We start from the raw sequence: 22,865 nt of genomic DNA, 5'->3' as shown, positions 1-22,865 counted from the left end.
GGGGGTCAGCGGTAGACGCTCGACGCGCTATAGCCGCCGGTGATCGTGGGGATGTCGATGGTGGCAGCCGTAAAGCTGCCGCCCTGCCCGATCGAGACAGCCCCCTGCATCAGCGAAAGCACCGTGCTCGACGACGAAGAGACACCTTCGACCGCATCGTAAATCGCCGAGAACCGCGAGACGAGTTTGTCGACCTCCGCCGGGTCTTGCAGCTTTTCGATGTCGAACTTCTGCTCGAAAAGTGCGATCTGACGGTCGAGATCGACTTGGATCGCCTCATCCGGCACACCAAGGGCGCGGCGCATGAATTTGCCGAGGTCTTCGTCCTTCAACACGTCGAGCCATGAGTCGATCTCAGCGGCTTTGGCTTTGAACTCCAAGGCGATCCGCGCGCCTTCGTTGTCCTCTCCGGCCTCGTTCAGCACGAAACGTTCCTTGAAACGGTCGATCATCTCGGCCTGCCAATCGACCTTATCGAGGTTTTCGCTGCTCCCCCCTCCGGGCGTGAAGCCCAAAGTCAGATACATGTCGCGAATTTTGGGGTCGCTGAGGCGGTTCACCAGTGCGGAACTGTCGGTGATATCGCTTTCCAGCGTCTTGCGGATCATCGCCTTGCCAAAGATCTGATCTTCAAGGTCGAAGGCCCGCATGACGAAAGTATAGACTTCCGTATCGGCAATCAGTTCCTGCGGGGAAGAGATGCTGCCGATACGCTCTTCAAAGGCTTCGATCTGCCGGGCGTTCAGGGCGTTGCTGGCGGCAAGGTCGAGTTGTTTGTCGCGCGTTGCGTCAAACAGTTTGACCGCCACCTGCGTGCCCATGCCGCCCAGCGAAATCATGCGTGCGCGGCCTCATGGTTTGCCGCGGGCGGCACCGGGCGCAGCTGCATGAGCTCGGTCTCGTATTTGAGCACCGCGCGCAGCTCGCTCATCGCTTTGTAGAAATCGGCCATGGAGACGAAATTCGCCGCTTCCATGATCCGGGCGCGCATGTCCGCGCCAAAGCAACAGGCCAGATCGGCCAAGCCCTGCTGGATCATCGGCAGGATTTGATCGCGTGTATCGGGACGGATCAGCGCGGTTTGCACAAGGAAATAGACCTTGGAGACCGGCGTGGATTCCGCATCCGGCTTCAACAGATCGGACTCGCGCACGATGTCGGCGCGGTTCTCGACCGTCAGCGCCTGACGGCGGTCGCCGTTGCGGATGACGCAGCCGTTCACGACCACACGTTCGCGGGGGCGAAGAGTGAGTTTCAGCATCTTACACCTCCTGCATCTGCGGCGCGGCCTGCCCGGCCAAACCGGCGGCGATATTGCCGTTGATCTCGACGAGACCCGCCAAGCGGCCTTCGCCGGCCATCAGCGCGGTGCTATGACGGTCCACCCAAAGCGCGATGGAAATGAGCGAGGCTTTCAACCCGTCGGGCATTTTGTTTTCCGGCTCGGACAGGTCAAAGCGCAGGGCCGACCAGAACCGTTGATTTTCGTAGATCGCGTCGCGCAGACCGGAGGCGAGGATGTGCAACCGCTCGCTCTTATCGTCTGTCGCATCAAAGCCCTGACCCTTTTCGGCAAGGTCATGTGTGACGCGGCTGAGGATGCGGCGCTCGATCTGCCGCGGGGTTTCGCTTTCGCGAATTGTTCGTTTGTATGCTGCCAGCCCCATAGGAATTCTTCCTTGTTTTTATCGTTTGCTGCCTGCCAACCGCAAATTCTGAGGCGGTTGGATCGGGGCCAGAGCACTAGGTCCCGGCCCCGAAAACCCTAATCCTTAACGGAACAGGCTCAGGATGTTCTGCGGCGCCTGGTTGGCGATCGACAGGGACTGCGATGCCAGCTGCTGCTGAACCTGAAGCGCCTGAAGACGGGCGGCTTCTTCTTCCATGTTGGCGTCAACCATCGCGCCAACACCGGTGTCGAGGTTGTCGGTCAGCTTGGTCAGGAACTCTTGCTGGTTTTCGATGGATTTCTGACCAACGCCAAGAGTGGTCGAAGCTTCAATAGCTTCCCCCAAAAGGTCTTCGGCCGCGGTCAAAGAGTTCTTGAGATAGTCCTGACCGGCAATTTCGGCTGCTGCAGGAGTGGCGGCACCCGCCACGGCGGCATCATAACCGGTTTTGAAAGCATCCGCGACTGCTTTGAAATCGGTGTAGGTCCGCTTTAGGTCTACACCGCTGACGTCCATTGTTGTTGCTGCTACACCGGTGGCGTTACGGGTAATCCCGGTGACAACACTAAGGGAACGAGCCTGTTCGGTGGTGGTAGCCGCAGCAGAAATCGAGCCGTCACCTGCTACAGTTGTCCCAGTTGCGACGGTATTGCCCGAGCCGATCAGATCATCGCCGTTAAAAGTTGCTTGGCTGATGGAAGCGTCCATCTGCTTAACAATTTCATCAAGCTCATTCTTGACGTCTTCGATGCTGCCGCCGCCTTGAGCGAAGGCAACACGCTCCGAAAACTGGCGCGCGAGGTCCTTAAAGCTATCAGCTCCGACGTTGGCTGTCGCCAAAGAATTTTTGGTCAACGTCAAGCTTTCGTTGATCGATTTGGTCATACCGCTATCGCCCTTCATCGTTTCCGAGATGGCAAAATAAGCGGCGTTGTCGCCAGCGTTCGAAACTTTCAGACCGGTCGAGATACGGTCTTGGGTCTGATTCAGGCTCGAATTGACGCTCCGCAGAGTCGACAGAGCGTTCATTGCGGATGTGTTTGTGTTGATCGAAGACATGTTCTTATTCCAGACTATTCTAGTTCGTTATGTCGTCTTTCTGACAACTGCGGGGCGAACCCGCTTGATTACGTTTTTACGCGAAAAACTGGCAACATTGAGGCAATTCAGAAACTTTTGTCCACGGTTGTCATCAGTGTTGCGCGGTTGTCACGTTTCGCACCGCTTCGGCCGTAAATGCCTGCAATGCTGTGCTTTTCCCGGATTTGGGAAACCTGTGAGATCATCTCAGACGTGGCTTGGCGGGCCAATTGCAGGTGGTGATGATCGCGCGCGATCAGATCTTTCAGATCGCGCAATTTATCTTTGCTGACCGCCTCGGGATCATGGCTGAGTTGCTCTTCCAGCACGGCGGTGAGTCGGGCCTTTTCGCTGGCGAATTCGACCAATTGGTTGAACGCCCCGCCCTCCACCGCGGCGATTTCGCGGCGCAGCAGATTGCCCAAGGCATCCACGGCGGCGAGTGCTTTGCGCGGATCGCTCATCGGTCGGCCCCCGTTTGATAGCGCTGCATGGCGGTTTCAATTGTACGGGCGATTCCGGTGCTGTTCTGCTCGGCGATGCTTTCGCCAATCGCGTTGGACAGAAAGCTGCGCCAAGTCTCTTCGGCATGCCCCCCGCCGAAGCTGCCGACGTCCACGGTCGAGAGCATTTCATCGACCATCTGGCCGAGGAACATCGCCTCGAACTCCTGCGCTTTTTCGGCGGTGACGGCATCGGCCTGCGGTGCTGCCGGTTTGGCCGCCGGGGTCGGCGCGGGGATTGGGAAAGATGCGAATTCCATGGCCTGCCCCTAGATGATCTCAAGGTCGGCATGCAGAGCGCCCGCCGCCTTGATGGCTTGAAGGATTGAAATCGTCTCGGTCGCGCCGACGCCGATGGCGTTCAGCCCGTCGACGAGCCGTTGCAGGCTGACCGACCCGTCGATGACGGCGAATTTCGCGTCTTTCTCTTCGACGCCGACCGAAGAATTCGGCACCACCACGGTGGTCCCGCCGATGGACAAAGATTCGGGCTGGCTCACGTTGAAATCATCGCGGACGGTGACGGTCAGCCCGCCTTGGCTGACCGCGACACGGTCGATGCGAACATTGGCCCCGATGACGATGGTGCCGGAGCGCGCGTCGATCACCACTTTGGCGACTTGATCAGGCTGAACTTGCAGCGGTTCGATCAGGGCCATCGTCTCCATCAACGATCCTTTGCCGTAAGCCGACACGGTGATGGTGCGCGAGTCGATGGCCTTGGCAACCGGGCCCATGGCTTGGTTGATCGCCGCCTCGACCCGCTGTGCGGTGACGAAATCGGCGTTGCGCAGGGCCAGTTTGATGCTGTTCATCTCGCTAAAGTCGAAATCGACCTCACGCTCGACGATGGCGCCATTGTCGATCCGCGCGCCTGTCGGCACCCCTTCGACGATGGAGGCGTTCAGCCCCTGCGCCGCGAAGCCGGCGACGGCGATCGGGCCTTGGGCCACGGCGTAGATCTCGCCATCCGCGGCGGTCAGCGGTGTGACGATCAGCGTGCCGCCGCGCAGCGATGAGGCATCGCCCAGTGAGGACACGACCACGTCGATGGTGCTGCCCGCGCGGGCGAAGGGCGGCAGGGAGGCGGTCACCATGACGGCGGCGGTATTGGCCGTGCGCATCTGATCTTCGGTCAGGTTGCCGATGCCGAGCCGCTCTAGCATGCCTTCGATGGCGCGTTCGGTGAAAGGCGCGTTGCGCAGACTGTCGCCCGTGCCGTTGAGCCCCACGACCAGCCCGTAGCCGACCAATTGGTTCGACCGCACGCCCTCGACGGTGACGATATCCTTGATCCGCACCTGTGCTGCCGCCGGCGCGGCAAGCGCGAAGGTGAGGCCGATCAGCAAGAGTTTAAACAAGGCGTTCATGGGGCGGTTCCGGTTAGAGGTAGTTCAGGAAGGACAGGCGCGAGAGGCGCGCGGTGACGGCAAAGCTGGAGTCGAGTTGGTTCTGCAATTGGGTCAGACGGGTGGCCGCGTCATATTGGTCGACCCCTTCGAGGTTCATCACCTCCCCATCCAGAAACAGCGCCCGGCTTTCTTGCGCCGCGATCGTATCGGCAAGTTGTGCGCGTTTCAGGCCAGTCTGGGTTTCCAGATCGGTCAGCCCTTCCAGCCCCGCCCCGATGGCGCTGCGCGCCTCGGTTAGCCACGCATCGCGGGCGGCCTCATCGGGGATGTCGCTGGGGTTCACCGCGCTCAGCATCGCCAACCCACGGACCAGATCGCGGATTGCCGGATCATTGGCTTGGGCGGTTTGGGTCTGGGTCTGGGTCTCGGAGGTGCGCGAGGTCAGCGGCGGATTGCCCGACGGCGCGCCGTTGTAAAAACTGTTCTCGAAATTGTGGTTGAAGAACACCGAACTGTCGCCGAAGCCTGCCTTGAGATCGTCGATGGCGCGCTGCACATCGGCCACATCGGTCAGAGGACCGCCGATCATGTGATCCACCGCGATGGCCGGGGATTCGCCGGTGCGCGGGTTGATCTCATCCCAAGCTTGCAGCGGGTTGGTGTCGCTGCGGGTGCCCGACATCAGGAAACCGGAACTGTCGCTGACCGCCGCACGCTCCAACACCCGGTCAAGCGCCGTGCGTGCCGCCTGCGACAGGTAGGTCGTCGAAAGCCCGCCCGCGCTGTCGGCGGTGAAGGCTTGCTCAAGCACCTCTTGGCCCACGTCACGCATGGCCCCGAGCGAGGTTTCCACGGCGAGGAAACGGCGGTCCAAAAGCGCATTGGAGGTCAGGAAACCATCGTTGCGGGTGATCTGCATGCGAATGGCGATGGCATCGGCAGAGCGGTGGCCCAGATCGTCATAGGGGTTGGCCTTCAGCCCGGTCGTCACCTCTTTCGACACGTCCGAGATCTCGGCGGCGAGGCGGCTGGTCTGTTCGCGCTGGCGCAGGCTTTGCAAAGCAGTGGAGACGGTGCGGGAAATCTCGGTCATCCTATCCTCACACGCTGGCCAAAAGGGTGTCGAGCATATCGCTCAGGCTGGTGAGCACCTGCGAATTCGCGCCATAGGCCTGTTCGATTTCCAGAAGCTTTTGCAATTCGGTGTCGACGTTCACGCCTTCGATGCTGCTGCGGTTGTCCTCGAAGGTGATGAGCCGCACGCGGGCCGTCTCGGCCTGCCCGTCCGCCCCGACCCGCAGCACATTTTGCTGACTGACCAGATCGGCGGCATAATCCCCCAAACGCGCATTGGTGCTGAGGCCCGTGGCCGCGTCAAAGGCCATGCCCGTCTCAAGCACGTCGACAAAGGCATTCAACTGCGTGGTGTCGCCCGGCTCTCCGGGGAATGTGGCACCGGCACCGTCGCGCAGCCGCCAAAGCGCACCGCCCTTGTCGGGCTGGACGCTGTCATTGAGCGCAAGCCGCCCGGCCAGCCCGTCCAACTGCGCCGGATCGAAAGCGCCGCCTGCATCGGTGAAAAGCCCCGGCTGCCCGGCCCCGAGGGAGGCATCTGCGGCCTCGAAACTCTGCACCAGCCCGCGGGCGAGTTCATCCAATTGCAGCTTCATCTGCGGCAGGTCATTGGCGATCAGCCCGCTCAGCCCCGCAAGGCGGCCACTGTCGGACCCGCGCGCGGTGGGGCTGTTTGGCGTGATGTCGATGTCCCCGGCCATCAGCCGCCCCGTCTCGGGGTTGGCGCTGAGCGGCACGGCGGTTTCGCCATGGACCAATTCCGTGCCGCCGGTGGTGTGCAGCGTCAGCGTTCCATCCGCTTCCCTACGGCTTTGGAAATCCATCTGACTGCCCAAAGCATCAAGGCGGCGGTTCATCTCATCCATCAGCCCGCTGGTGCCGGTGGGATCGGTCCCGGCAAGGGCCAGACGTTCGTTCAACGCAGCGATATCCGAGAGCGCCGCGTTTACCTCGGCCACGCTCGCCACCAGACTATCACCGGCCTGTGCGCGGCTGGCCTCAAGCCCGATGGCGGCCTCGTTGATGCTGTGCACCAAGGTCTCGCTGCGCGACAAAAGGTCGTTCTGCGCGGCGGGGTCGGAGGGGTTGTTGGCCAAAAGGTCGAGCCCCGCCTGAAACTCCGCCAAACGAGCGGCGGGGGAGACTTCATCGCCCGGCTCACCCAGAGTGATCAGATAGCTGCCGAGTATCTCACTGGTGGCAGAGGCCCGGCCCAATTCAGCCGAAGCATTCCGCGACATGCCCGCAAGGCGTTCATCGACCTGCCGCGCGATGCGCAGCTCCACCGTGCCACTTTGACCGTTGGTCGTGACCTGCGCGGCCTCGCGCCGGACGTAGCCTTCGGTTTGCGCATTGGCGATATTGCCCGCAACAAGGTTGGCGCGACCCTCTGTCGTGCTCAGCCCGCTGCGGGCAATGCTAAAGGCAGATGAGATGCTCATTCATGCACCGGGTTAGCGTTTGATGCTTAGCGTTTCACTCAGCATCTCATCGCTGGTGGTGATGATCTTGGCGCTGGAGGAATAGGCCCGCTGTGTCTGGATCAGGTCGGTCAACTCTTCCGCGATATCCACGTTGGAGCCTTCGAGCGCCCCGCTGTTGATGCTGCCGAGACCGTTCAACATCGGGTTGCCGATGCTCACCGCGCCGGAATCCCGGGTCGCCACATAGGCGTTGCCGTCGACCGAGCGCATCTGGTCAGGGTTGGCGACATTGGCAAGCGGCACTTGGAACAGCGCGCGGCGCTGGCCGTTGTCGAAGACGCCGTAAAGGATGCCGCTGTCGCTCATCTCGGCCCGTTCAAGGCTGCCGGTCTCGGTGCCGTCATCCGAAAAGGCCGGGGGTGTGTAATCGCCCGAGAATTGGGTCATCCCCTCAAAGGTGCCGGGCGCGCCGAAGTCGATCTCAAGCGGTTGGGGGGTGCCGCCGTTGTTGATTTGCAGGGTCACCACGCCGGTCGCGGGATCAATCGGCAGGGTGCCGGGCGTGTAGCTCGCCGGGCTACCTGCATTGACGCCGCTGTCGGTGAAATTCACCGTCGCATCGCCGTAGCTGTTGCCTGCCTCATCGCTGATGTTGACAGTCCATTCATTGGCCGTGGCCCCCGGTGTCCAAGACAGGTTCAGCGCATCGCTGCCGCCCAATTGGTTCACATAGCGCAGGGTGGATTCAAAGGCCGTGCCGGTGGTGCCAGCGCCGGTTTCCTGCGCGGGGACATTGCCCGAAACGCCAACGCGGGTGCTGGGCGTGCCTTGGACCTGATAGCTCGCCACATTGACGGTGCTGAGGTCATTGTAGCTGGTGCTGCTGACGCTGCCTGTGGCGCCGCTGGCATCCGTCGGAAAGCCCGAGAGGAAATAGCCCGCCGAGTTGCGCAGGTTGCCGTCCTGATCCGGGGTGAAGGAACCGGCGCGGGTCAGGTAGTAGTTTGATTCGACAGGATCGTTGGGGTTGCGCGAGACGACGAAGAAGCCGTCACCCTGCACCGCAAGATCGGTCGAGCGCCCCGTGCCCATGATATTGCCATTGGCCGAGATATCGGCGCGCACATCCGTCAGCACCCCCGCCTGCGTCGACCCGGTGTTCTGTGTTACGAATTCCGAGAAGGTCCGCCGGTAGCCCACGGTATTGGCGTTGGCGATATTGCTAGAGATATTCTGGACGCGGGAGGAGTTGGCCTGCAACCCGCTGACCCCGATCTGAAGGGCGCTTGTAATGCTCATGACTTGATCCTGCTCGTTCTTGTTATTCTTGACTTATACATGAGAAAGCCGATTCTTCATGACTAAAGCAAGAATAAAATTTGTATTTGATATTTATGTCACTGACTTTCCTTGACGTCCGTGACCTTGGTCACGGCATCTAGGATACGGTCCGCGCTCTCCATGCTCAGCCGCATCACGTCTGACCCCAGCGGCCCTTCTTCGGCAGGGCGCGTGCCCAGCCCCGTGGCGATCTCGGCCCAGCCGGGCAGGTCGGCCAGCGCGGGAAAGGCCGTGGCGGCCCTTGCGACCGTGGCACTGTCGCCCGCCTGATAGGCGGCGAGGGTCAGGCGCGTGGCATCGGCAAAGGCAAATTGCTGGGGGTGCGCCTCCCACATCTCAAGATAGGCGTGCCGCGCAGCGCCCCACTTGCCGGTCTCGTAGAGGGCCACCGCGCGGCTGCGGCGCAGGTCCATGTCTTGGGCGCGCAGGCGCAGGGCGGCGAGCTCATCCGAACGGCCCGCCTGCGCCAAGGCTTCGACCAAAAGCGCTTCGGCCTCGGCGCCCTGATCGTCGGCATAGCCGCTGAGCAGGTCCACTGCCGCATCCGCCTGCCCACCTGCCAAAAGCGCGCGCGCTTCGCCGCGCCGCAAGCGGGCCATAAGACTGGCATCGGGGGCAGTCGCCCCGCCCCGCTCCAAGGTCTGGGCCATTTCGCGCAGGGCGCGATACTCCCGCGCGGCAAGGGCGGTCATCCCGGTATCCAGCAGGCGTTGCGGCACGGCCATAGCATGGCCGACAAAACCCGGATCGAAACGCCAGCGGGCGCTGATACGGGTGTGCCCTTCAAGGAATGGCCCGAGGTCGATCTCCCCCGCCGCCCCCGCGGCATAGAAGGCACCGTAGATCGCCCGCGCCTGTGCGCGTAGCGCGTCGGTCTCTTCTTCAGGGGCGGTGCGCAGCAAATTATGCAGCGCCCACAAGGCGGTATCGGTGTCGCCCTGCTCTGCGGCGACCTCCGCCAAAAGCTGCGCGCCTTCGCGCCCGAGGGCATCCCCGCTCCACATCCAGCGCGCGGTTTTCAGCAAAGACAGCGCGTCCTGCCCCGGCAGGGTCTCGGTCTCGCGCCCCATCCGGACCAAGGCCAGTCGCGCCCGTTGCGCATAGGCATCGCGGCCCTGTGCGGCTTGGACATAGCCTTCGAAAGCCATCAAAAGATCGCCCGAAACTTCGGAGGCGCGAGCCAGAAGGTAGCGATAGGCGGGGCCATCGCGCAGCTCGGCATGGTCGGGGAATTGCGCGGCCAATGCCTGCGCCACCTCCCAATCCTCGGCCTCCAGCGCCGCTTCGAGCAGGTCGGGCAGGACGGCGGCTTGAATGGCTGGCGACAGGTCGGCGAGGCTTTCCAAGGTGCGCGGCATCAAGCGGGCCGCCTCCTCCACCGCGCCAAGCCGGGCAAAGGCCGCTGCGCGCAGGGCCTGCCCCTGCCCCCAGCCGACGGACCATGACACCGCCTGCCCCAGATCGCCACCCGCGCCCCCGCCGAGCAGAGCGAGCGCGAGGCTCAGGGTCCGGTGCCGCCGCGCCGCGTCGCCGGTGAGGGTTTCGGCGTCGAGCGCTTCCAGAAAGCCAGCCGCCTCGGGGCGCATCATCCAAGCAAGGTGCAATTCCGCCAGCCCCAGCAACACCTCGGTCCGCGCAGGATCCTCCGGCGCAGAGACCTCTGCCAGCTGCGTCATCAATGCTTCGCGCGTGGCGAGAAAGTCCTGCTCCCCCTGCTCGGCCAAGGATAGAGGCGCAAAGACAGCACCCTCCTCCGCCGTCGCGGCCGGGGCCAGGAGCAAAGACAGGCCAAGAACAATGTTGTGCAGATGCTTCATTATATGAATAGATGCACTTTATTCTTGTAAAGATCCATTCTTTATTTCACACTGATCTTCATAATGTCACGCCATCCTTGCCCAAACTGAGGCCCGTTATGACGGAAACCAGCCATATCAGCATGTCGCTGGCGACTTCCCTCCAGCGCCAACTGGACATCACCGCCAACAATATCGCCAACGCCAGCACCGCGGGCTACAAGGGCGAACATGTGGTGTTCGAGGCGCTGTTGCAGGACAACACTGCGCTTGGCGACGATCAGGCGGCTTTTGTCAGCGATACCGGCTCCTACATCGACACCCGCCCCGGCGCGCTGTCGCAGACCGGCAACCCGCTGGACGTGGCGCTGCATGGCGAGGGATGGTTCAGCTATCAAACCGCTGACGGGCAGCAGGCCTTTGGCCGTGATGGCAGCTTTGCGATCGACCCTGAGGGCAATCTGACCCTGCTATCGGGGGCAAAAGTGCTCGACGCGGGCGGTGCGCCGATCCAACTGCCCCCTGCGGGCATGGGCGATATCAACATTTCCGAGGATGGCACCATTTCGGGCAGTGAGACCGGACCGCTGGGGCGGATCGGCGTTTTCAACATCCCTGAAATCCAAAGCTACAAGCGCCTTGGCGGCGGCATGCTCGTCGCCCCCGACGGGGCCGCCAAACCGGGCGTGGCCGAAGCCGTGCAGGTGCGCCAAGGCACGCTGGAGCTTAGCAACGTGAACCCGGTGCGTGAGATGACGCGGCTGATCGACGTGCAGCGCGCCTATGAGCGCACCAACACCATGATGGGCAATGCGGACGACCTGCGCCGCGACTCGCTCAAACGGATCGCGCAGGCGGTCTGACCCGGCATCCGTAGAACGGAAGGAACGAGACAATGAAGGCACTCAGCATCGCCGCGACCGGCATGATGGCGCAGCAGACCAATGTCGATGTGATCTCGAACAACATCGCCAACGCGAACACCACCGGGTTCAAGGCCAGCCGCGCCGCCTTTCAAGACCTGATCTATCAATCCATGCAGCGCGAAGGCGCCGTCACCTCGGAGGCCGGATCGACCCGCCCCGTGGGCATCGACATTGGCATGGGCGTGCAGACAGCCGGCACCGTGCGGCTGAACACCCAAGGCGGCATGGTGGCCACGGAAAACCAGCTTAACGTCGCCATTGACGGGCGCGGCTATTTCTCGGTCACGCTGCCCGATGGCGGCACCGCCTATACCCGCGACGGGTCGTTCCAACTCTCCCCCGAGGGTGAGATCGTCACCATGCAGGGCTACCGCGTCGAGCCGGGCATGGTCGTGCCGGAAAACACCACAGCGGTCGAGATCAACGAACAGGGCGTCGTCATGGCCTATGTTGAGAATGATCCCGTGCCGGTGGAGCTTGGCCAGTTCAACCTGACCACCTTCGTGAACGAGCCGGGGATGCGTCCGGTGGGCAACAACTTCCTGCTGGCGACCGAAGCCTCGGGCGAGGCGCAGGTGGTGAACCCGGGCGACCCGGGCGCGGGGATGATCCGTCAGGGCTATCTTGAGGCGTCCAACGTGAATGCCATCCAGCAGATCACCGATCTGATCTCGGCGCAGCGCGCCTATGAGATGAACTCCAAATCAATCGAGACCGCAGACCAGATGCTCTCGGCTGCGAACCAAATCCGCTAATGCGACGGCTCGCCGCCCTCTTCCTTGGCCTGATGGCGCTGACGGGCCCTGCCCTTTCGGCGCCCATCGGCGTGTTGGTCGAGGAACGCGCGCGGGTGGACTACGCCGACAGCCTGCCGCAAGAGGGCGCCTTCGAGATCACGGTCAAGGACGCCCCCGCCGAAGAGGTACTGACGCTGGCCGAGTTCTGGATGGACCCGCGCAGCGGCAAGTTTCTGGCCAATGCGGTGCTTGAGACGGGCGAGGTGCAGCGCATCGCGGGCTACGCCCTTGTCACCATGCCGGTCCCTGTGCCCATCACCCGCCTGCTGCCCGATGACATCATCATGGAAGACGACCTGACCGTTATGCGCCTGCCCGTGGGCCGGATCGGCGCCTATGTGATGACGGATATGGAAGAGGTCGTCGGCAAACAGGTGCGCCGCGTGCTGACGCCGGGGCGGCCCATTCAGACGCAGTCCATCATTCAGCCGCTGGTCATCAACCGGGGCGAGCGGGTGGAGATCTATTTCAGCGACGGGCTTCTGGCCCTCTCCTCCCCCGGGCGCGCGCTTGATGACGCGCATGAGGGGCAGGAAATCCGTATCGTGAACCTTGTCAGCAACAAAACGGTCACCGGCATCGCCACCGGCGAAGGGACCGTGGAGATCATTCGATGACCACCGCTTTCGCGCGCCCCTCCGCCTTGATGCTCGGCGCCGCCCTTGCCCTGTCCGCCTGCGATACCGCCGATCATTTCGACCGCGATCCGCAGCCCTCCCCGATTGTGGTGGATGGCCAAGCAATCCCCGAGGTCGCCCGCGTGCAGGTGCCGATGCCCGCCGTCGCGATGGAGCCGCCCCGGCGCGGCAGTGCGAAAGCCTCGCTGTTCTCGGCCCGCAGCGAAGCGCTGTTTGCCGACCAGCGCGCCGATGATATTGGTGATATCGTCACCGTCGTGATCTCCATCGACGACCGCGCGCAACTGCGCAACTCGACCGACCGGGAACGTGAGGGTGCAAGCTCCATCGGTTTCCCGACATTCTTTGGCTATGGCGCGAAAATTGCCGCAATTCTGCCCGGAATCAGCGCGGCAGACCTGCCGAGCGGCGATATCGTCGAGGTCGGATCGGCCTCTGAGGCCAGCGGCTCTGGCGCTATTTCCCGCAACGAACAGATCGAACTCAAAGTCGCGGCATTGGTGATCGACAAACTGCCAAACGGCACGCTCGTCGTCGCCGGACGTCAAGAAATACTGGTTAATCAGGAGCTGCGCGAGCTGCGCATGGCCGGGATCGTGCGCCCTGCCGACATCCGCGATGACAACACCATTTCTTACGACAAGATCGCCGAGGCCCGCATCGCCTATGGCGGCAGAGGCACGCTGTCGCGCGCGCAAGAGCGCAGCTACGGCGAAGACGCGATGGATGTGATCCTGCCCTATTAATCCCTGACTTGGTCACAAAGTGAGACCATTGCCGTCGCAATCGACCGTTAAACCTGACGAAAGCTCAGGAAAGGTCGAACATGAAAAAGGCAGCAATCGCATTCGTAGCACTCCCCTTGCTTTGCATGGGTGCAGGCTATGGCGCCGGTCTGGCCCTCGCCCCTGCCCCAGCCGAAGCGGCGGGGACAAAGAGTGATGACAAGACCGCCTATGACGCAAAGGAGACGGCAAAGGACGCCGCCCATGCGCCCGAGAAAGACGCCCATGGCGATAAAGGTGAGAAATCCGCCAAGGGCGATGATCACGCGCCGATGGACAGTTATGAACTGGCCAAGGACCGCACGGTGGTGCGCCTTGGGCAGATGACGATCCCTGTGGAGAAGACCAACAGCGTCTCTTATGTGGTCGCGGATTTCGCGCTCAAGATGGGGTCACTGGAATTGGCCGAACGCTACCGCCGCGTGGAAGACGCGACGCGGATGCGCGATTCGCTCTTGCAGGCGATGAACCTAGCCGCCGAAAGCACCGTGCTGCGCGGCGTGGCGATCGACAGCGAAGCCCTGTCGCGGCTGCTGCGGGATCTGATCAGCAAAGAGCATAAGGGCGTCGATGATGTGATGTTCGTATCGCTCTACAAACAAGATGTGGCGCGGCTCTGACACGCGCCACTGCGCTGGCTTAGAGAACCGAACGCACCACGTTCGACAGCACGGATTCTCCGTTATCCAGTTCCAACTCCGGCCCGTAGGCGGTGAAGTTCACCCGCGTCACCTCGGACCGGGTCAGCGGGGTGACGCCTACATCGTTGCCCTCGGCATCCGTCGCCGTGATCTCAACCCGGAAGGTATCGGGCGGCACCGGCAGGCCCACGGAATCGAGGCGGTTCCACTCCACGTCGATCACCTCCCCTTCGGCGGTGGAGGGGCCGGGCATCTCGCGGATCAGGGTGCCGTCTTCGGAGAAGATCCGAACGGTTACCTCCTCCGCCCCGGCGTTGAGCTGGTAGCTCAGCGGGAATTCATCTTCGGTCATGCGCACTTGGGTCGAGGGCACCAGCACGTCGCGCCCGATCAATTGCAGGTCCGACATTGCACCCACGGTGGAAAGCATGGTCGAGATTTGCTCAAGGCTCGCGTTGGTGGCGATGCTCTGCTCCACTTGGGTCAACTGCGCCAATTGCGAGACAAACTGCGTCGAATCCACCGGGTTCAGCGGGTCTTGATTCGAAATCTGCGCCGTCAGCAGGGTGAGAAAGCTGTTGTAGCTTTCCTGAAGCTCAGCGGATGAGGTCGCCGCCGCCGAAGTGTTGGCGGTGCTCAGGGTGCTGGCTGTGGTCGCGTCGATCATGGTCTCGCCTTTCAGGTGAGGATATCTAGCTGCCCGGCACCAAGGCGCGGGCTGGGGGTCTGGGCCGTGGGCGCGGCGTCACCGCCCTGCGCATCATCGGCCTGTGCTGTGGTCTGGGTGAACGCAGGGCCCTGTTGCTGCCCGCCATTGCGGCCCCGGTCGCCGAAAGTCTGGAAATCGAGGTCCGCATTCTCGGCGCTGATGCCGCGCGATTGCAGCGCGTCCAGCAGTTGCTCACGGTCTTGCCGCAGCATGTTCAGGACCGAGGCGCTTTCGGTGGTCATGGCGATTTGCATGCGCCCCGCCTCACTGCGCACAACCTCGATCTCGATCTCGCCCATACCGTAGGGGGAGAGCGAGAAACGCAGCTTGTTGTCCGCCGTATCAAGGCTGCGGATCTGTTGGCTGACGTGCTGGCGAAGCTGCTCTTCCGGCGCGGCGGCCGGGTTCGGCGCGGGGGCCGGTGTGGGCTGCGGCGGGCTGAGGCGTAACCCCTCGCTTTGCGGTGCCTGCGGCGCGGTCAAAGCGGCGACCTCACGCAGGACGGCCTCCGCGGCAGGTGCATTTGTGCCGGGCTGGGCTACCTTGGCGGCATCGACAGCGGCGCTGAAACGCTCGGCGGCAGCGGTGAGGCGCGGGTCCGCGGCTTCAATGCTCAAGTCCACCTTCGCGGCGGTGGTTGCGCTGGCCTCGGCCTTCGCGGCGAGGGGTGGTTCTGTCGCCCCCACGGTGGCGGCTCTCGGGGCTGGTGCCTCACTAGACATGACCGTTTGAAACCCGCTCTGTTCGGCAGGGCCTTCGGCCTGCAACACCGGCGCGCCCCCTTCGGAGGCCATCACGCGGGCCCCCTGCTGGGCCTGCCCCATGGCCATACGTCCCACAACCGGCAGCGCCGCCGAGGCGATGCTTAATTGGCTCGCAGGGGTGGGCAGGCGCAGGGCACCGGCGATCCTCTCTTCCCAAGCGGCCTCAAGGCTGGGGTCATCCAACTGCGCCACCGCCTCCAGCGCACCGAGGTTTTCGGGCGGCGCTTCGCCCAAGGCTTCGGCAAATGCGGCAAGGGCGGCTTTCGGGGTGATTTGCTGGCTGGTCTCCTCCAACCCGGCGAGGGTGTGATCCATCAGGGCAATCAACCCCTCCGCCGTCTCAAGGTCGATGTCGTCGGGCAGCGGATCGGGGGCGGCTTCCACCTCTGGCGCGGCGGCTTGCAGGTCTTGGCCCTGCGCCTCCGACCCGCCCCCCTGCCCGGCCAACCCCTGCATCAGGGCGGCAAAGCCTTCGGCAGCCCCCTTCTCCGAGGGCTGCCCGAGACCTGCGGCATTCGGCACCGCAGGTGCTGCCTGAAGTTGAGTGATCATCTGACGTCCTCCAACTTGGGATCCACGGCGGGATTCCGAAGGCTCTTGTAGGATCAGGAGATCCGCACGTTCCCGCGCTGATCTTCAAAAGCGCGGCGTGCGCTGCGGGCCTCAACGAGGGCTTTGAGCCGCAGGGTCCAGTGGTTAAGGGTCACGGGCGTCTCTGTCCCGGTCAGCGCACGAAGCGAAATCTGCGCGCCCTCGGCAGGGGCTGCAAAGACCGAATGACTGTCGACCGGACGGCCCCAGTACTGCCCCAAAACCGCGCTCAGCCCCATGCGGAAAGCCGCAGGCTCAAGCCCCAGCTTGAGCAGCTCATCCGCCTCGGCGGCGTGATGGTAGGCCTGCCCCAAAGCGTGCAGAACGCTGTCTTCGTCCATCATCGGGAACAGGCCGCGCCCGATGATCCCGATCAGCACTTCGCCCACCAGCGCACCGGCGGCTTGGGAAATATTGGTGAAATTGTCGCTTTTGCGAATAACTACGAGAGAACCATAAGGCACATCGGCGTCGAGTTCTTCGGCAAGGATATCGCCAAGGCAAATGCCCGGGATCGGTTCGATGCAATCTGGCATTGCCACCGGATGACCGGCCCAATCCTGCATCTCGAAGACCGAAGCTTGAACCGGAATCAGCGCCCGGATCAGCATGTTGAAATGACGGCCATCGGCCGATGAATCCATGTGGCAGGCACCCTTCCAGATGCCACCTATAAGTGAGTTTACCTGCATTTCCGCCTCGTTCAGGACGTTCTGTCCATGGTTTATCCGGGCGATTTTTAAAGGTTTTTTAGGTGCCCGGTGCTCGATTATTACATAAGGTCTAGATCGCAAGACCTTGACCGTCAACAATTTTACAAGACCGTGCCATTTTTTTGGGAATCAGCGGCAGGGATGTCGCACTTTTGCCAAGGCCGGAAATCTCGCACAACCGGGCCGATAGAGCCTTGAAAACAAGGTCTACTCGGCTTGATAGACCAAGCGAATTGAGATGCGACGGTTTTCCGGGGCCAAGGGATCGACCGTGTTGATCGGTTGCGTGTCGGCCACACCCGACACCCGCATAAAGCGCGCCCCGGCAATGCCCGCGGCCATCAGCGTGCGGCGCGTGGCATTGGCGCGGTCTGCCGAAAGCTCCCAATTCGTGTAGCCATTGTTCGCGCCAAAAGCGGCGGCATCGGTATGGCCCACAATCTCGACCGGCTGGTTCTGTTCGGCGATCACATCGCCGATGGCCAGCAGCAGCTCGCGGGTCTTCGGGGTTACCTCGGCGCTGCCCCGCGCAAAGAGCGACCGTTCATCTTGGTCCAAGACCTGAACCGTCAGCGCCCCGTTCGATTTCTCAAGCCGGACATTGCGCGCCAGATCGTTCAAAGCGGTGTCAGAGGTGATCCGCTCGGCGATGTCCTCGGCCATGCGGTCGATCTCGAATTGGCGGCGCTCGGATTCCTCGATCGCGGCCAGCGTGGCGGGATCGGCGGGCGCCACAGGCTCGGGCGCTTCGGCGTATTCCACGACCACTTCCGCCGGTTTGTCGCGCAGGCGGCTGTCGAAGACCATCATCGGATTGTCACGGCCAAAGGTCGGCTTTTGCACATTGCCGGTGTTGTCGACCGCGCCGGTCATCACCCCTGCGGCCATCAGCGGGCGCAGGTCCGCCGCCGCATCCGAGGAAGAACCGCCGTCCGACACTGTGGGGGTAAAGTAATTGGCCAGCCCGCGCAGCTTTTCCTCATCCGAGGCGGCGAGGATCCACAGCAGCAGGAAAAACGCCATCATCGCGGTCATGAAGTCCGCATAGGCCACCTTCCAACCGCCGCCGTGGTGGGCGTGGCCGCCCTCCGCGTCGTAGCGCTTGATGATGATCATCGCGTTCTTCTTGTCAGCCATCACGCGGCCTCCCGATTACGCAAGACCGGGCACGGGGGCCAGATCAGGAAAGCTCTGCGTTGTTGTCCGACTTGTCGCGGCTGTACTTGCCCAGACCTGCGCGTTTGGCGTATTCGGCCTTGCGCTTGGAATAGCTCGGCGCGACCAGCGGCGTGTCGGCAGGCAGGTTGAACATCACGCGGTATTCCGCTTCCGTCAGCCCATGTTCGGCCCCGAGGTGACGTTTCAGCATTTTGAACCCCTTGCCGCAGCACAGGCAAAAAATCGTGTCTTCGGTCATCGGCTGCTCGCCCGGTGCGGCGGTCATGCCCTGCGCCTTGGGCGCGACGGGAGCCACGGCGGCGGCGGGGATATTGGCCAATGCGGTGGCCGGAGCCTCAGCGGGGGTCGCGCGCAGACGCTCGACCAAGGTCAGGATATCGTCGATGGTCACGTCGCTGCGGCTGGCGAACCCCGAAACGATGGTCGCAATCGCGGTATCGCTCAGATTCTGCTTGGGGGGTACATTAGGCATGAAGCAACTTCCTTGTTAAGTTAATCTTGCCTTCTGCAAGGTTCGCGAAGCATTCAAAGAGCGCTTCGCAAGGGACGCAGCAAAGATAAATAATTCTTCGCCGTTTATTCTTATCACGATTCGAATTGTATTTGGAACCCGCGCAAGCATTGGCAAGCACTTTTTCGCCATATCGTGCGGAATGCATCACGGCTCCATCTGCGCGACGGTCTTGAAGATCGCGCTTTTCGGGGCCGGATCGGGAGGCACGTCATTTCCGGTGGTCTGGGCGATGATCGTGCTGAACAGACCGGTCACCCCCAGCCCTGCCACCGCGATCAGCGGCACATGCAGGGACTTCCACAGGCTCTTGCGGGGCGCGGGCGGCTGCGGCGCCAATGCGGCGGGGTCGAGCAACTCAGGCTCGGGCGCCGGGGGCACCTCGATCGGCGCGCCGAACTCGACAAAGATGCCGCGCGGCATGACGGCCACCTTCACTTCGCGCCGCGCGCAGCTGTCGCTAAAGCCTGCGGGGAAAAGCTCAGCCGGAATATCGATCACCATGTCATCCTTGGGCCGCCACTCTGCCGCCAGCGTGTCACGGGGGATATAAACCGATGCGAAATCATCCCGAAAAGCGATGTCACGCACCAAGGTCGGCACCATGGGCAGCGGCTGTTCCGGGTTGGAGGCGATTCGCATCCGCCCCCCGGCGAGCCACATCTCAAGACGGACATAGAAACACTCCCCCGGCTGAACCTCGGCAGAGGGCATATAGCCTTCGGGCGGCCCCGAGCGCAGCTTGCGCCGCTTGCGGTTGCCGATAGGGAAGATCTTGTTGGTGCTGACGCGCTGAAACTGGTCCAATTCGGGCCGCTGGCGCATCAACTCGTCGAAATCCAACCCCTCTTCGCGGGCGAAATTGTAGTTGATCAGATAATCCGCCGCGGTTTCCTCAAGCGTTTTGCTGTCCTGAATGGCCTTCAACAGCGCGTTTTCCTCAGAGAACAGCAGCCTACGGCAGGGATGCCCCTCAATCTCTGGACTGACGGCAAAGCTGCCCACGGGACGGTCGAGGATATCCGCCACCCGGTCGAAAACTGCATGTTCTTCGTCATTGTGAAAGACCACGAACTCGCAAAGACCGGCGGCATCCATGCACAGCAGCAGCCGCATCTCTTCGGGCCAGCCCGGCACGAGCACCGAAAGCTCGGAGGGATCGACGAAATAGGCGAAGGCATCGGGCTCTTGCAGAGCGTCGACATCACCCTTCAACTCTTCTTTGACCGAAAAACCACTATTCATCATAGAAACCCAAGTTCTTTCCCAGATAATACTTGTATAGACCTATTCGCTCAAGGATAAAGTAAGAATAGTTTCTTTTTGGAGGCGTGTGCAGCAATGACACTCTTGCTTGGTCTTGTAATGGTCTTCGGTCTGGTCTTTGGCGGCTTCATGCTGTCGGGGGGCAATATGGACATCGTCCTGCACGCCCTCCCCTACGAGGGCATGATGATCGGCGGCGCCTCTCTGGGGGCCTTCGTGATCGCCAACTCCTTTTCGGTGGTGAAGTCTTCGCTGGCCGGGGTGATGCGGGTGATCAAGGGGCCGCGCTGGAAGGCGGCGGATTACAACGATCTGCTGGCGCTGATGTTCGAACTAGCACGTCTTTATAAGACCAAGGGCATCGTCGCGATGGACGAGCATATCGAAAACCCCGAAGCGAGCCCGATCTTTCAACGCTACCCCAAGCTGATGAAGGACCATTTCCTGACCGACCTCATCGCCGATAGCTTTCGCATGATGTCGATGCAGTTCGACGACCGCTTCCAGATGGAAGACGTGTTGAACCGCAAGATCAAAAAGCACCACCACGAGGCGCTCGTTTCGGCCCGCGCGATCCAGAGCATGGCGGACGGCCTGCCCGCCATCGGCATCGTCGCGGCGGTTCTGGGGGTGATCAAAACCATGTCGTCGATCGACAAGCCGCCAGAGATCCTTGGCGCGATGATCGGCGGCGCATTGGTCGGCACTTTCCTTGGGGTTTTCCTTGCCTATTGTATGGTCCAGCCCATCGCAGGCCGGTTGGAGCAGATCGAGGAAGAAGACGGCGCGATGTATACGGTGATCCGTGATGTCATCGTGGCCATCGTGGCGGGCCATCCGCCCAGCATCTGCATTGAATTGGGCCGCGGCAACATCCCCACGACGAAACAGCCGAACTTCTCCGCCGTGGAGGCCTCGCAGCGCGAACTGCCTGCGGTATGATGCGCCCCCTGCCCCTGATCGCGCTGATCGCGCTCCTTGCCGGGCCGGGGCTGGCGGCAGGACCGGCCAAGGAAAAAGACGCGGAAGAGGTCGACAAGACCGCCGAAGCAGAGGCCCGGCTGCCCAATTCCATGCGCCGCCACGGTGTCATCGGCCATGTCCCCCCAATGGAGGGGCTACCGCTGCTCGACGCCGAGGTGCTGGAACGGATGCGTGAGCGGCTCATCGTTCTGTTACAGGGCGCAGAGCAGTGAAGCCAAAGCGCGGCGACGGGCTGGCCGTGCTCTCGCGGCTGAAACGCTTTGAGATGGAGAATGTCGCGCTGGAGATGGCCGAGGTGAACCGCGCGCTGACCCAGATCGAAAACGAACGCCACAGCCTGATGGAGCAGCTCAACGACCGCGGCGATCCCGATGCGGTGGAATCGACGCGGGTGGTCTCGGCCTTTATTCGCAACGTCTCGGAAACCATCCACCGCAAAGAGGCCGAGGCCGAGCGGCTGCGCGCCGACAGCGCGGGCATCCACGACAGGCTGAACGGGCTTTTCGCCGAGGCCAAGCGCATCGACCTGATCCGCAACCGCCGCGCCGAGGCCCGCAGGCATGCCCTGCAAGAAGCCGAGACCGCCGCCCAAGCTGAAGGGTTTCTGTCGATCTGGCTGGACGATCAACGATAATTACACGGCCATATCCAATTACGGGAACTATTTTCGCAAATTCCCCTAAATAGCGAATACCGGACAAGAAAAAACCGCAATTCGATTCCATCAAAGCCCCATTGAAAATGCCGCCCTGGGGAGGGGGGGCGCCGAGGCCAACGCGTTTGTATTCCGGCTTCGGTATAGTTTGAGAGGATTTACGATGAAGCGAAGAGGATTTTTCACCGCCGCCGCGATCGGTGCCGCGTCTTTGAGCGTCAGCCCGCTCTGCGCGCAATCGGCGGAGGTGACCCTTGCCGAGGTGCGCGCCCTGTTCCAAAGCCGCGACCTTGGTGCGCGCCGGATGGTGCAGGACAGCCTGAAACACGAGGGCTATTACAAGGGGGCCATCGACGGCGCATGGGGGCCGGGGACCGAAGCCGCTTTTCGCGCGCTCATGGCCTCCGACCGCTACCAACGCCACGCGCCGACATGGACATTCGCCCATGAGGTTCAGGTCAGCGAAACGATGTTCTTCCTGACCTCCCACGCCTATATGTGAGTGCTGCCGGGGCCCTTTCGGGCCTCGGCCTTACCCCGCCTCCGCGACCGCCAGCTCGGCCATGCGCAGCGCCGCGTCGCGATTTGCCGCCACGGCGATGAACCGCGCGTTGTGACAGAATTTCGCCCCCGGCACGCCGCTTGCGGCCTCCAATTCGGCATCCGTTAGCCCGGCCCAAGCCTCGGGCAGATCGGCGCGGGCCTCGAAACTATCGCCGCTTTTGCGGATCGTGGTCAGGGCCCAATCCTCTCCGCGCGGATGCACGACGAAGAGCAGGTGATCGGCCCCGGCCTTTTCCACCGCCGACCGGAAGGGCATGCCCGTGGGCAGTTCCAAGACGCGCCCGCTGCCTGCCGCCTCAATCGCCTGCATCACCATCGCCTCGGCCCGGCGTTTGGCGGCCTTGCCCTTGATCGCGGCTTCGACAAAGGCCCGCGCGACAGGTAGGGCGGTCATGAAGGCGCGGTCGTCGGCATCCTCGTCACGTTCGTCGAAAACGGGCTTTAGCGTCTCCAAGAGCACCGGCAGGGTCATGCCCGCCAGCGGCCCCGCGACCGAGGGTTCAAGCGCGCCATTGTCGATCAGGTCGACCGGCAGCACAAAGCCCTGATCGAAACTGTGGTGGATATCCTCCACATCCGCCTCGCGCACGTCGAAGCTGAGCAGATAGTCTCGGCCATAGTGCTGCCAGATCAGCCCGAAAGAGCTGAAGGGCTGGCCATCCTCGCGCAGCGGTCCGGGGCGCTGGTGATGGTCAAAGATCAGCGCTTCGGCGTCATAATCGCGGCCCACGTCATAGATGATCCGCCCCGCGCCGGGGGTGATCCACGCGGCATCGCGGCTGCGTACCAACGTCGCCTCCGGGTAGAGCCGCGTCAGGATGACGGAAGATAAAAGCTCATCCGCGTGAAAGCCGCCCGAATGGGTGACGAGATGGGTGATGGTCATGTGGGTGGCTCCGCTG

At 62.5% G+C, this 22,865-nt stretch carries 27 protein-coding genes; 9 read left to right on the top strand and 18 right to left on the bottom strand.

Annotated elements, in window-relative coordinates; all coding sequences use genetic code 11:
- Positions 1-5: 5 nt before the first annotated feature.
- The 11 genes from ACGYLO_RS09195 to ACGYLO_RS09145 all read right to left on the bottom strand — a co-directional run bounded on the left by ACGYLO_RS09195 (position 6) and on the right by ACGYLO_RS09145 (position 10,261).
- Positions 6-839 carry a DUF1217 domain-containing protein gene (locus ACGYLO_RS09195; RefSeq protein ID WP_271689284.1) on the bottom strand — a complete coding sequence of 278 codons (834 nt, stop codon included), beginning with the start codon at positions 837-839 and terminating at the stop codon, positions 6-8.
- Positions 836-1,261 (bottom strand): flagellar biosynthesis repressor FlbT, encoded by a 426-nt coding sequence (locus ACGYLO_RS09190; RefSeq protein ID WP_209217505.1) that lies wholly within the window; start codon positions 1,259-1,261, stop codon positions 836-838. The genes ACGYLO_RS09195 and ACGYLO_RS09190 overlap by 4 nt, the downstream gene beginning before the upstream one ends.
- A gap of 1 nt (position 1,262) precedes the next feature.
- On the bottom strand, positions 1,263-1,667 hold the full coding sequence (gene flaF / locus ACGYLO_RS09185; RefSeq protein ID WP_271689283.1) for a flagellar biosynthesis regulator FlaF: 405 nt from the start codon (positions 1,665-1,667) through the stop codon (positions 1,263-1,265).
- 105 nt (positions 1,668-1,772) lie between these two features.
- Entirely contained in the window at positions 1,773-2,729 is a 957-nt protein-coding gene (locus tag ACGYLO_RS09180) for a flagellin (protein WP_271689282.1), read from the bottom strand.
- A gap of 107 nt (positions 2,730-2,836) precedes the next feature.
- Positions 2,837-3,214, bottom strand: coding sequence for a hypothetical protein (locus tag ACGYLO_RS09175; RefSeq protein WP_209217508.1), 378 nt, complete (start codon positions 3,212-3,214; stop codon positions 2,837-2,839).
- Positions 3,211-3,513 carry a rod-binding protein gene (locus tag ACGYLO_RS09170; RefSeq protein WP_271689281.1) on the bottom strand — a complete coding sequence of 101 codons (303 nt, stop codon included), beginning with the start codon at positions 3,511-3,513 and terminating at the stop codon, positions 3,211-3,213. The genes ACGYLO_RS09175 and ACGYLO_RS09170 overlap by 4 nt, the downstream gene beginning before the upstream one ends.
- 9 nt (positions 3,514-3,522) lie before the next feature.
- On the bottom strand, positions 3,523-4,623 hold the full coding sequence (locus tag ACGYLO_RS09165) for a flagellar basal body P-ring protein FlgI (protein ID WP_168612836.1): 1,101 nt from the start codon (positions 4,621-4,623) through the stop codon (positions 3,523-3,525).
- 13 nt (positions 4,624-4,636) lie between these two features.
- On the bottom strand, positions 4,637-5,698 hold the full coding sequence (locus ACGYLO_RS09160) for a flagellin (RefSeq protein WP_271689280.1): 1,062 nt from the start codon (positions 5,696-5,698) through the stop codon (positions 4,637-4,639).
- A gap of 7 nt (positions 5,699-5,705) precedes the next feature.
- Complete coding sequence (gene flgK, locus ACGYLO_RS09155; protein ID WP_271689279.1) at positions 5,706-7,121, bottom strand: flagellar hook-associated protein FlgK; 1,416 nt, start codon at positions 7,119-7,121, stop codon at positions 5,706-5,708.
- A gap of 12 nt (positions 7,122-7,133) precedes the next feature.
- A complete protein-coding gene (locus tag ACGYLO_RS09150; RefSeq protein ID WP_271689278.1) occupies positions 7,134-8,402 on the bottom strand; it encodes a flagellar hook protein FlgE in 1,269 nt (422 codons plus the stop codon).
- A gap of 98 nt (positions 8,403-8,500) precedes the next feature.
- On the bottom strand, positions 8,501-10,261 hold the full coding sequence (locus ACGYLO_RS09145) for a hypothetical protein (RefSeq protein ID WP_271689277.1): 1,761 nt from the start codon (positions 10,259-10,261) through the stop codon (positions 8,501-8,503).
- A gap of 98 nt (positions 10,262-10,359) precedes the next feature.
- Between ACGYLO_RS09145 and flgF the strand changes: the two genes are divergently transcribed.
- The 5 genes from flgF (at position 10,360) to ACGYLO_RS09120 (ending at position 14,006) form a co-directional block, all read left to right on the top strand.
- The gene (flgF, locus tag ACGYLO_RS09140) at positions 10,360-11,103 is read left to right on the top strand and encodes a flagellar basal-body rod protein FlgF (RefSeq protein ID WP_271689276.1); all 744 of its coding nucleotides are present in this window, start codon (positions 10,360-10,362) and stop codon (positions 11,101-11,103) included.
- Positions 11,104-11,135: 32 nt separating this feature from the next.
- On the top strand, positions 11,136-11,921 hold the full coding sequence (flgG, locus tag ACGYLO_RS09135; protein WP_271689275.1) for a flagellar basal-body rod protein FlgG: 786 nt from the start codon (positions 11,136-11,138) through the stop codon (positions 11,919-11,921).
- Positions 11,921-12,580, top strand: a complete 660-nt coding sequence (gene flgA / locus ACGYLO_RS09130) for a flagellar basal body P-ring formation chaperone FlgA (RefSeq protein WP_271689274.1) — start codon at positions 11,921-11,923, stop codon at positions 12,578-12,580. The genes flgG and flgA overlap by 1 nt, the downstream gene beginning before the upstream one ends.
- Positions 12,577-13,347: a flagellar basal body L-ring protein FlgH gene (locus ACGYLO_RS09125; protein WP_271689273.1), complete on the top strand. Its 771-nt coding sequence runs from the start codon at positions 12,577-12,579 to the stop codon at positions 13,345-13,347. The genes flgA and ACGYLO_RS09125 overlap by 4 nt, the downstream gene beginning before the upstream one ends.
- 80 nt (positions 13,348-13,427) lie before the next feature.
- Positions 13,428-14,006: a hypothetical protein gene (locus tag ACGYLO_RS09120; RefSeq protein ID WP_271689272.1), complete on the top strand. Its 579-nt coding sequence runs from the start codon at positions 13,428-13,430 to the stop codon at positions 14,004-14,006.
- A 19-nt stretch (positions 14,007-14,025) separates the two neighbouring features.
- On the opposite strand, the gene ACGYLO_RS09115 is transcribed toward ACGYLO_RS09120, so the two are convergent.
- The 6 genes from ACGYLO_RS09115 to ACGYLO_RS09090 form a co-directional block, all read right to left on the bottom strand.
- Positions 14,026-14,694, bottom strand: coding sequence for a flagellar hook assembly protein FlgD (locus ACGYLO_RS09115; RefSeq protein WP_067262400.1), 669 nt, complete (start codon positions 14,692-14,694; stop codon positions 14,026-14,028).
- An 11-nt stretch (positions 14,695-14,705) separates the two neighbouring features.
- On the bottom strand, positions 14,706-16,052 hold the full coding sequence (locus ACGYLO_RS09110) for a flagellar hook-length control protein FliK (RefSeq protein ID WP_271689271.1): 1,347 nt from the start codon (positions 16,050-16,052) through the stop codon (positions 14,706-14,708).
- A 53-nt stretch (positions 16,053-16,105) separates the two neighbouring features.
- Positions 16,106-16,735 carry a hypothetical protein gene (locus ACGYLO_RS09105; protein ID WP_271689270.1) on the bottom strand — a complete coding sequence of 210 codons (630 nt, stop codon included), beginning with the start codon at positions 16,733-16,735 and terminating at the stop codon, positions 16,106-16,108.
- Between the two features lie 276 nt (positions 16,736-17,011).
- Entirely contained in the window at positions 17,012-17,941 is a 930-nt protein-coding gene (locus ACGYLO_RS09100; protein WP_271689269.1) for a flagellar motor protein MotB, read from the bottom strand.
- Positions 17,942-17,984: 43 nt separating this feature from the next.
- The gene (locus tag ACGYLO_RS09095) at positions 17,985-18,455 is read right to left on the bottom strand and encodes a MucR family transcriptional regulator (RefSeq protein WP_067262409.1); all 471 of its coding nucleotides are present in this window, start codon (positions 18,453-18,455) and stop codon (positions 17,985-17,987) included.
- 186 nt (positions 18,456-18,641) lie between these two features.
- Complete coding sequence (locus tag ACGYLO_RS09090) at positions 18,642-19,742, bottom strand: hypothetical protein (RefSeq protein WP_271689268.1); 1,101 nt, start codon at positions 19,740-19,742, stop codon at positions 18,642-18,644.
- 93 nt (positions 19,743-19,835) lie between these two features.
- Here ACGYLO_RS09090 and motA point away from each other — a divergent pair, with 93 nt between their 5' ends.
- The 4 genes from motA to ACGYLO_RS09070 all read left to right on the top strand — a co-directional run bounded on the left by motA (position 19,836) and on the right by ACGYLO_RS09070 (position 21,901).
- Positions 19,836-20,702 carry a flagellar motor stator protein MotA gene (gene motA / locus ACGYLO_RS09085; RefSeq protein WP_067262415.1) on the top strand — a complete coding sequence of 289 codons (867 nt, stop codon included), beginning with the start codon at positions 19,836-19,838 and terminating at the stop codon, positions 20,700-20,702.
- On the top strand, positions 20,699-20,956 hold the full coding sequence (locus tag ACGYLO_RS09080; protein ID WP_271689267.1) for a hypothetical protein: 258 nt from the start codon (positions 20,699-20,701) through the stop codon (positions 20,954-20,956). The genes motA and ACGYLO_RS09080 overlap by 4 nt, the downstream gene beginning before the upstream one ends.
- The gene (locus tag ACGYLO_RS09075) at positions 20,953-21,378 is read left to right on the top strand and encodes a hypothetical protein (protein ID WP_271689266.1); all 426 of its coding nucleotides are present in this window, start codon (positions 20,953-20,955) and stop codon (positions 21,376-21,378) included. The genes ACGYLO_RS09080 and ACGYLO_RS09075 overlap by 4 nt, the downstream gene beginning before the upstream one ends.
- A 184-nt stretch (positions 21,379-21,562) precedes the next feature.
- Entirely contained in the window at positions 21,563-21,901 is a 339-nt protein-coding gene (locus ACGYLO_RS09070; RefSeq protein ID WP_271689265.1) for a peptidoglycan-binding protein, read from the top strand.
- A gap of 30 nt (positions 21,902-21,931) precedes the next feature.
- Here ACGYLO_RS09070 and ACGYLO_RS09065 read toward each other — a convergent pair whose 3' ends face one another.
- Entirely contained in the window at positions 21,932-22,849 is a 918-nt protein-coding gene (locus ACGYLO_RS09065) for an MYG1 family protein (RefSeq protein WP_271689264.1), read from the bottom strand.
- Positions 22,850-22,865: the final 16 nt, after the last annotated feature.

The organism is Sulfitobacter sp. 1A13353 (assembly GCF_043557255.1).
Taxonomy (GTDB): Bacteria; Pseudomonadota; Alphaproteobacteria; order Rhodobacterales; family Rhodobacteraceae; genus Sulfitobacter; species Sulfitobacter faviae.
The sequence above is the reverse complement of the archived record's forward strand: the minus strand, read 5'-3'. Positions and strand labels throughout refer to the sequence as shown.

Bases quoted from the DNA above. Each gene is read 5' to 3' on its own strand.
- ACGYLO_RS09175 (WP_209217508.1), bottom strand. From the start codon at position 3,214: ATGAGCGATCCGCGCAAAGCACTCGCCGCCGTGGATGCCTTGGGCAAT.
- ACGYLO_RS09100 (WP_271689269.1), bottom strand. From the start codon at position 17,941: ATGGCTGACAAGAAGAACGCGATGATCATCATCAAGCGCTACGACGCG.
- ACGYLO_RS09115 (WP_067262400.1), bottom strand. From the start codon at position 14,694: ATGATCGACGCGACCACAGCCAGCACCCTGAGCACCGCCAACACTTCG.
- ACGYLO_RS09190 (WP_209217505.1), bottom strand. From the start codon at position 1,261: ATGCTGAAACTCACTCTTCGCCCCCGCGAACGTGTGGTCGTGAACGGC.
- flgK (WP_271689279.1), bottom strand. From the start codon at position 7,121: ATGAGCATCTCATCTGCCTTTAGCATTGCCCGCAGCGGGCTGAGCACG.
- ACGYLO_RS09170 (WP_271689281.1), bottom strand. From the start codon at position 3,513: ATGGAATTCGCATCTTTCCCAATCCCCGCGCCGACCCCGGCGGCCAAA.
- ACGYLO_RS09195 (WP_271689284.1), bottom strand. From the start codon at position 839: ATGATTTCGCTGGGCGGCATGGGCACGCAGGTGGCGGTCAAACTGTTT.
- ACGYLO_RS09150 (WP_271689278.1), bottom strand. From the start codon at position 8,402: ATGAGCATTACAAGCGCCCTTCAGATCGGGGTCAGCGGGTTGCAGGCC.
- ACGYLO_RS09110 (WP_271689271.1), bottom strand. From the start codon at position 16,052: ATGATCACTCAACTTCAGGCAGCACCTGCGGTGCCGAATGCCGCAGGT.
- ACGYLO_RS09095 (WP_067262409.1), bottom strand. From the start codon at position 18,455: ATGCCTAATGTACCCCCCAAGCAGAATCTGAGCGATACCGCGATTGCG.
- motA (WP_067262415.1), top strand. From the start codon at position 19,836: ATGACACTCTTGCTTGGTCTTGTAATGGTCTTCGGTCTGGTCTTTGGC.
- ACGYLO_RS09080 (WP_271689267.1), top strand. From the start codon at position 20,699: ATGATGCGCCCCCTGCCCCTGATCGCGCTGATCGCGCTCCTTGCCGGG.
- ACGYLO_RS09160 (WP_271689280.1), bottom strand. From the start codon at position 5,698: ATGACCGAGATTTCCCGCACCGTCTCCACTGCTTTGCAAAGCCTGCGC.
- flgA (WP_271689274.1), top strand. From the start codon at position 11,921: ATGCGACGGCTCGCCGCCCTCTTCCTTGGCCTGATGGCGCTGACGGGC.
- ACGYLO_RS09180 (WP_271689282.1), bottom strand. From the start codon at position 2,729: ATGTCTTCGATCAACACAAACACATCCGCAATGAACGCTCTGTCGACT.
- ACGYLO_RS09145 (WP_271689277.1), bottom strand. From the start codon at position 10,261: ATGAAGCATCTGCACAACATTGTTCTTGGCCTGTCTTTGCTCCTGGCC.
- ACGYLO_RS09105 (WP_271689270.1), bottom strand. From the start codon at position 16,735: ATGGATTCATCGGCCGATGGCCGTCATTTCAACATGCTGATCCGGGCG.
- ACGYLO_RS09065 (WP_271689264.1), bottom strand. From the start codon at position 22,849: ATGACCATCACCCATCTCGTCACCCATTCGGGCGGCTTTCACGCGGAT.
- flgG (WP_271689275.1), top strand. From the start codon at position 11,136: ATGAAGGCACTCAGCATCGCCGCGACCGGCATGATGGCGCAGCAGACC.
- ACGYLO_RS09165 (WP_168612836.1), bottom strand. From the start codon at position 4,623: ATGAACGCCTTGTTTAAACTCTTGCTGATCGGCCTCACCTTCGCGCTT.
- flgF (WP_271689276.1), top strand. From the start codon at position 10,360: ATGACGGAAACCAGCCATATCAGCATGTCGCTGGCGACTTCCCTCCAG.
- ACGYLO_RS09125 (WP_271689273.1), top strand. From the start codon at position 12,577: ATGACCACCGCTTTCGCGCGCCCCTCCGCCTTGATGCTCGGCGCCGCC.
- ACGYLO_RS09070 (WP_271689265.1), top strand. From the start codon at position 21,563: ATGAAGCGAAGAGGATTTTTCACCGCCGCCGCGATCGGTGCCGCGTCT.
- ACGYLO_RS09120 (WP_271689272.1), top strand. From the start codon at position 13,428: ATGAAAAAGGCAGCAATCGCATTCGTAGCACTCCCCTTGCTTTGCATG.
- ACGYLO_RS09090 (WP_271689268.1), bottom strand. From the start codon at position 19,742: ATGATGAATAGTGGTTTTTCGGTCAAAGAAGAGTTGAAGGGTGATGTC.
- flaF (WP_271689283.1), bottom strand. From the start codon at position 1,667: ATGGGGCTGGCAGCATACAAACGAACAATTCGCGAAAGCGAAACCCCG.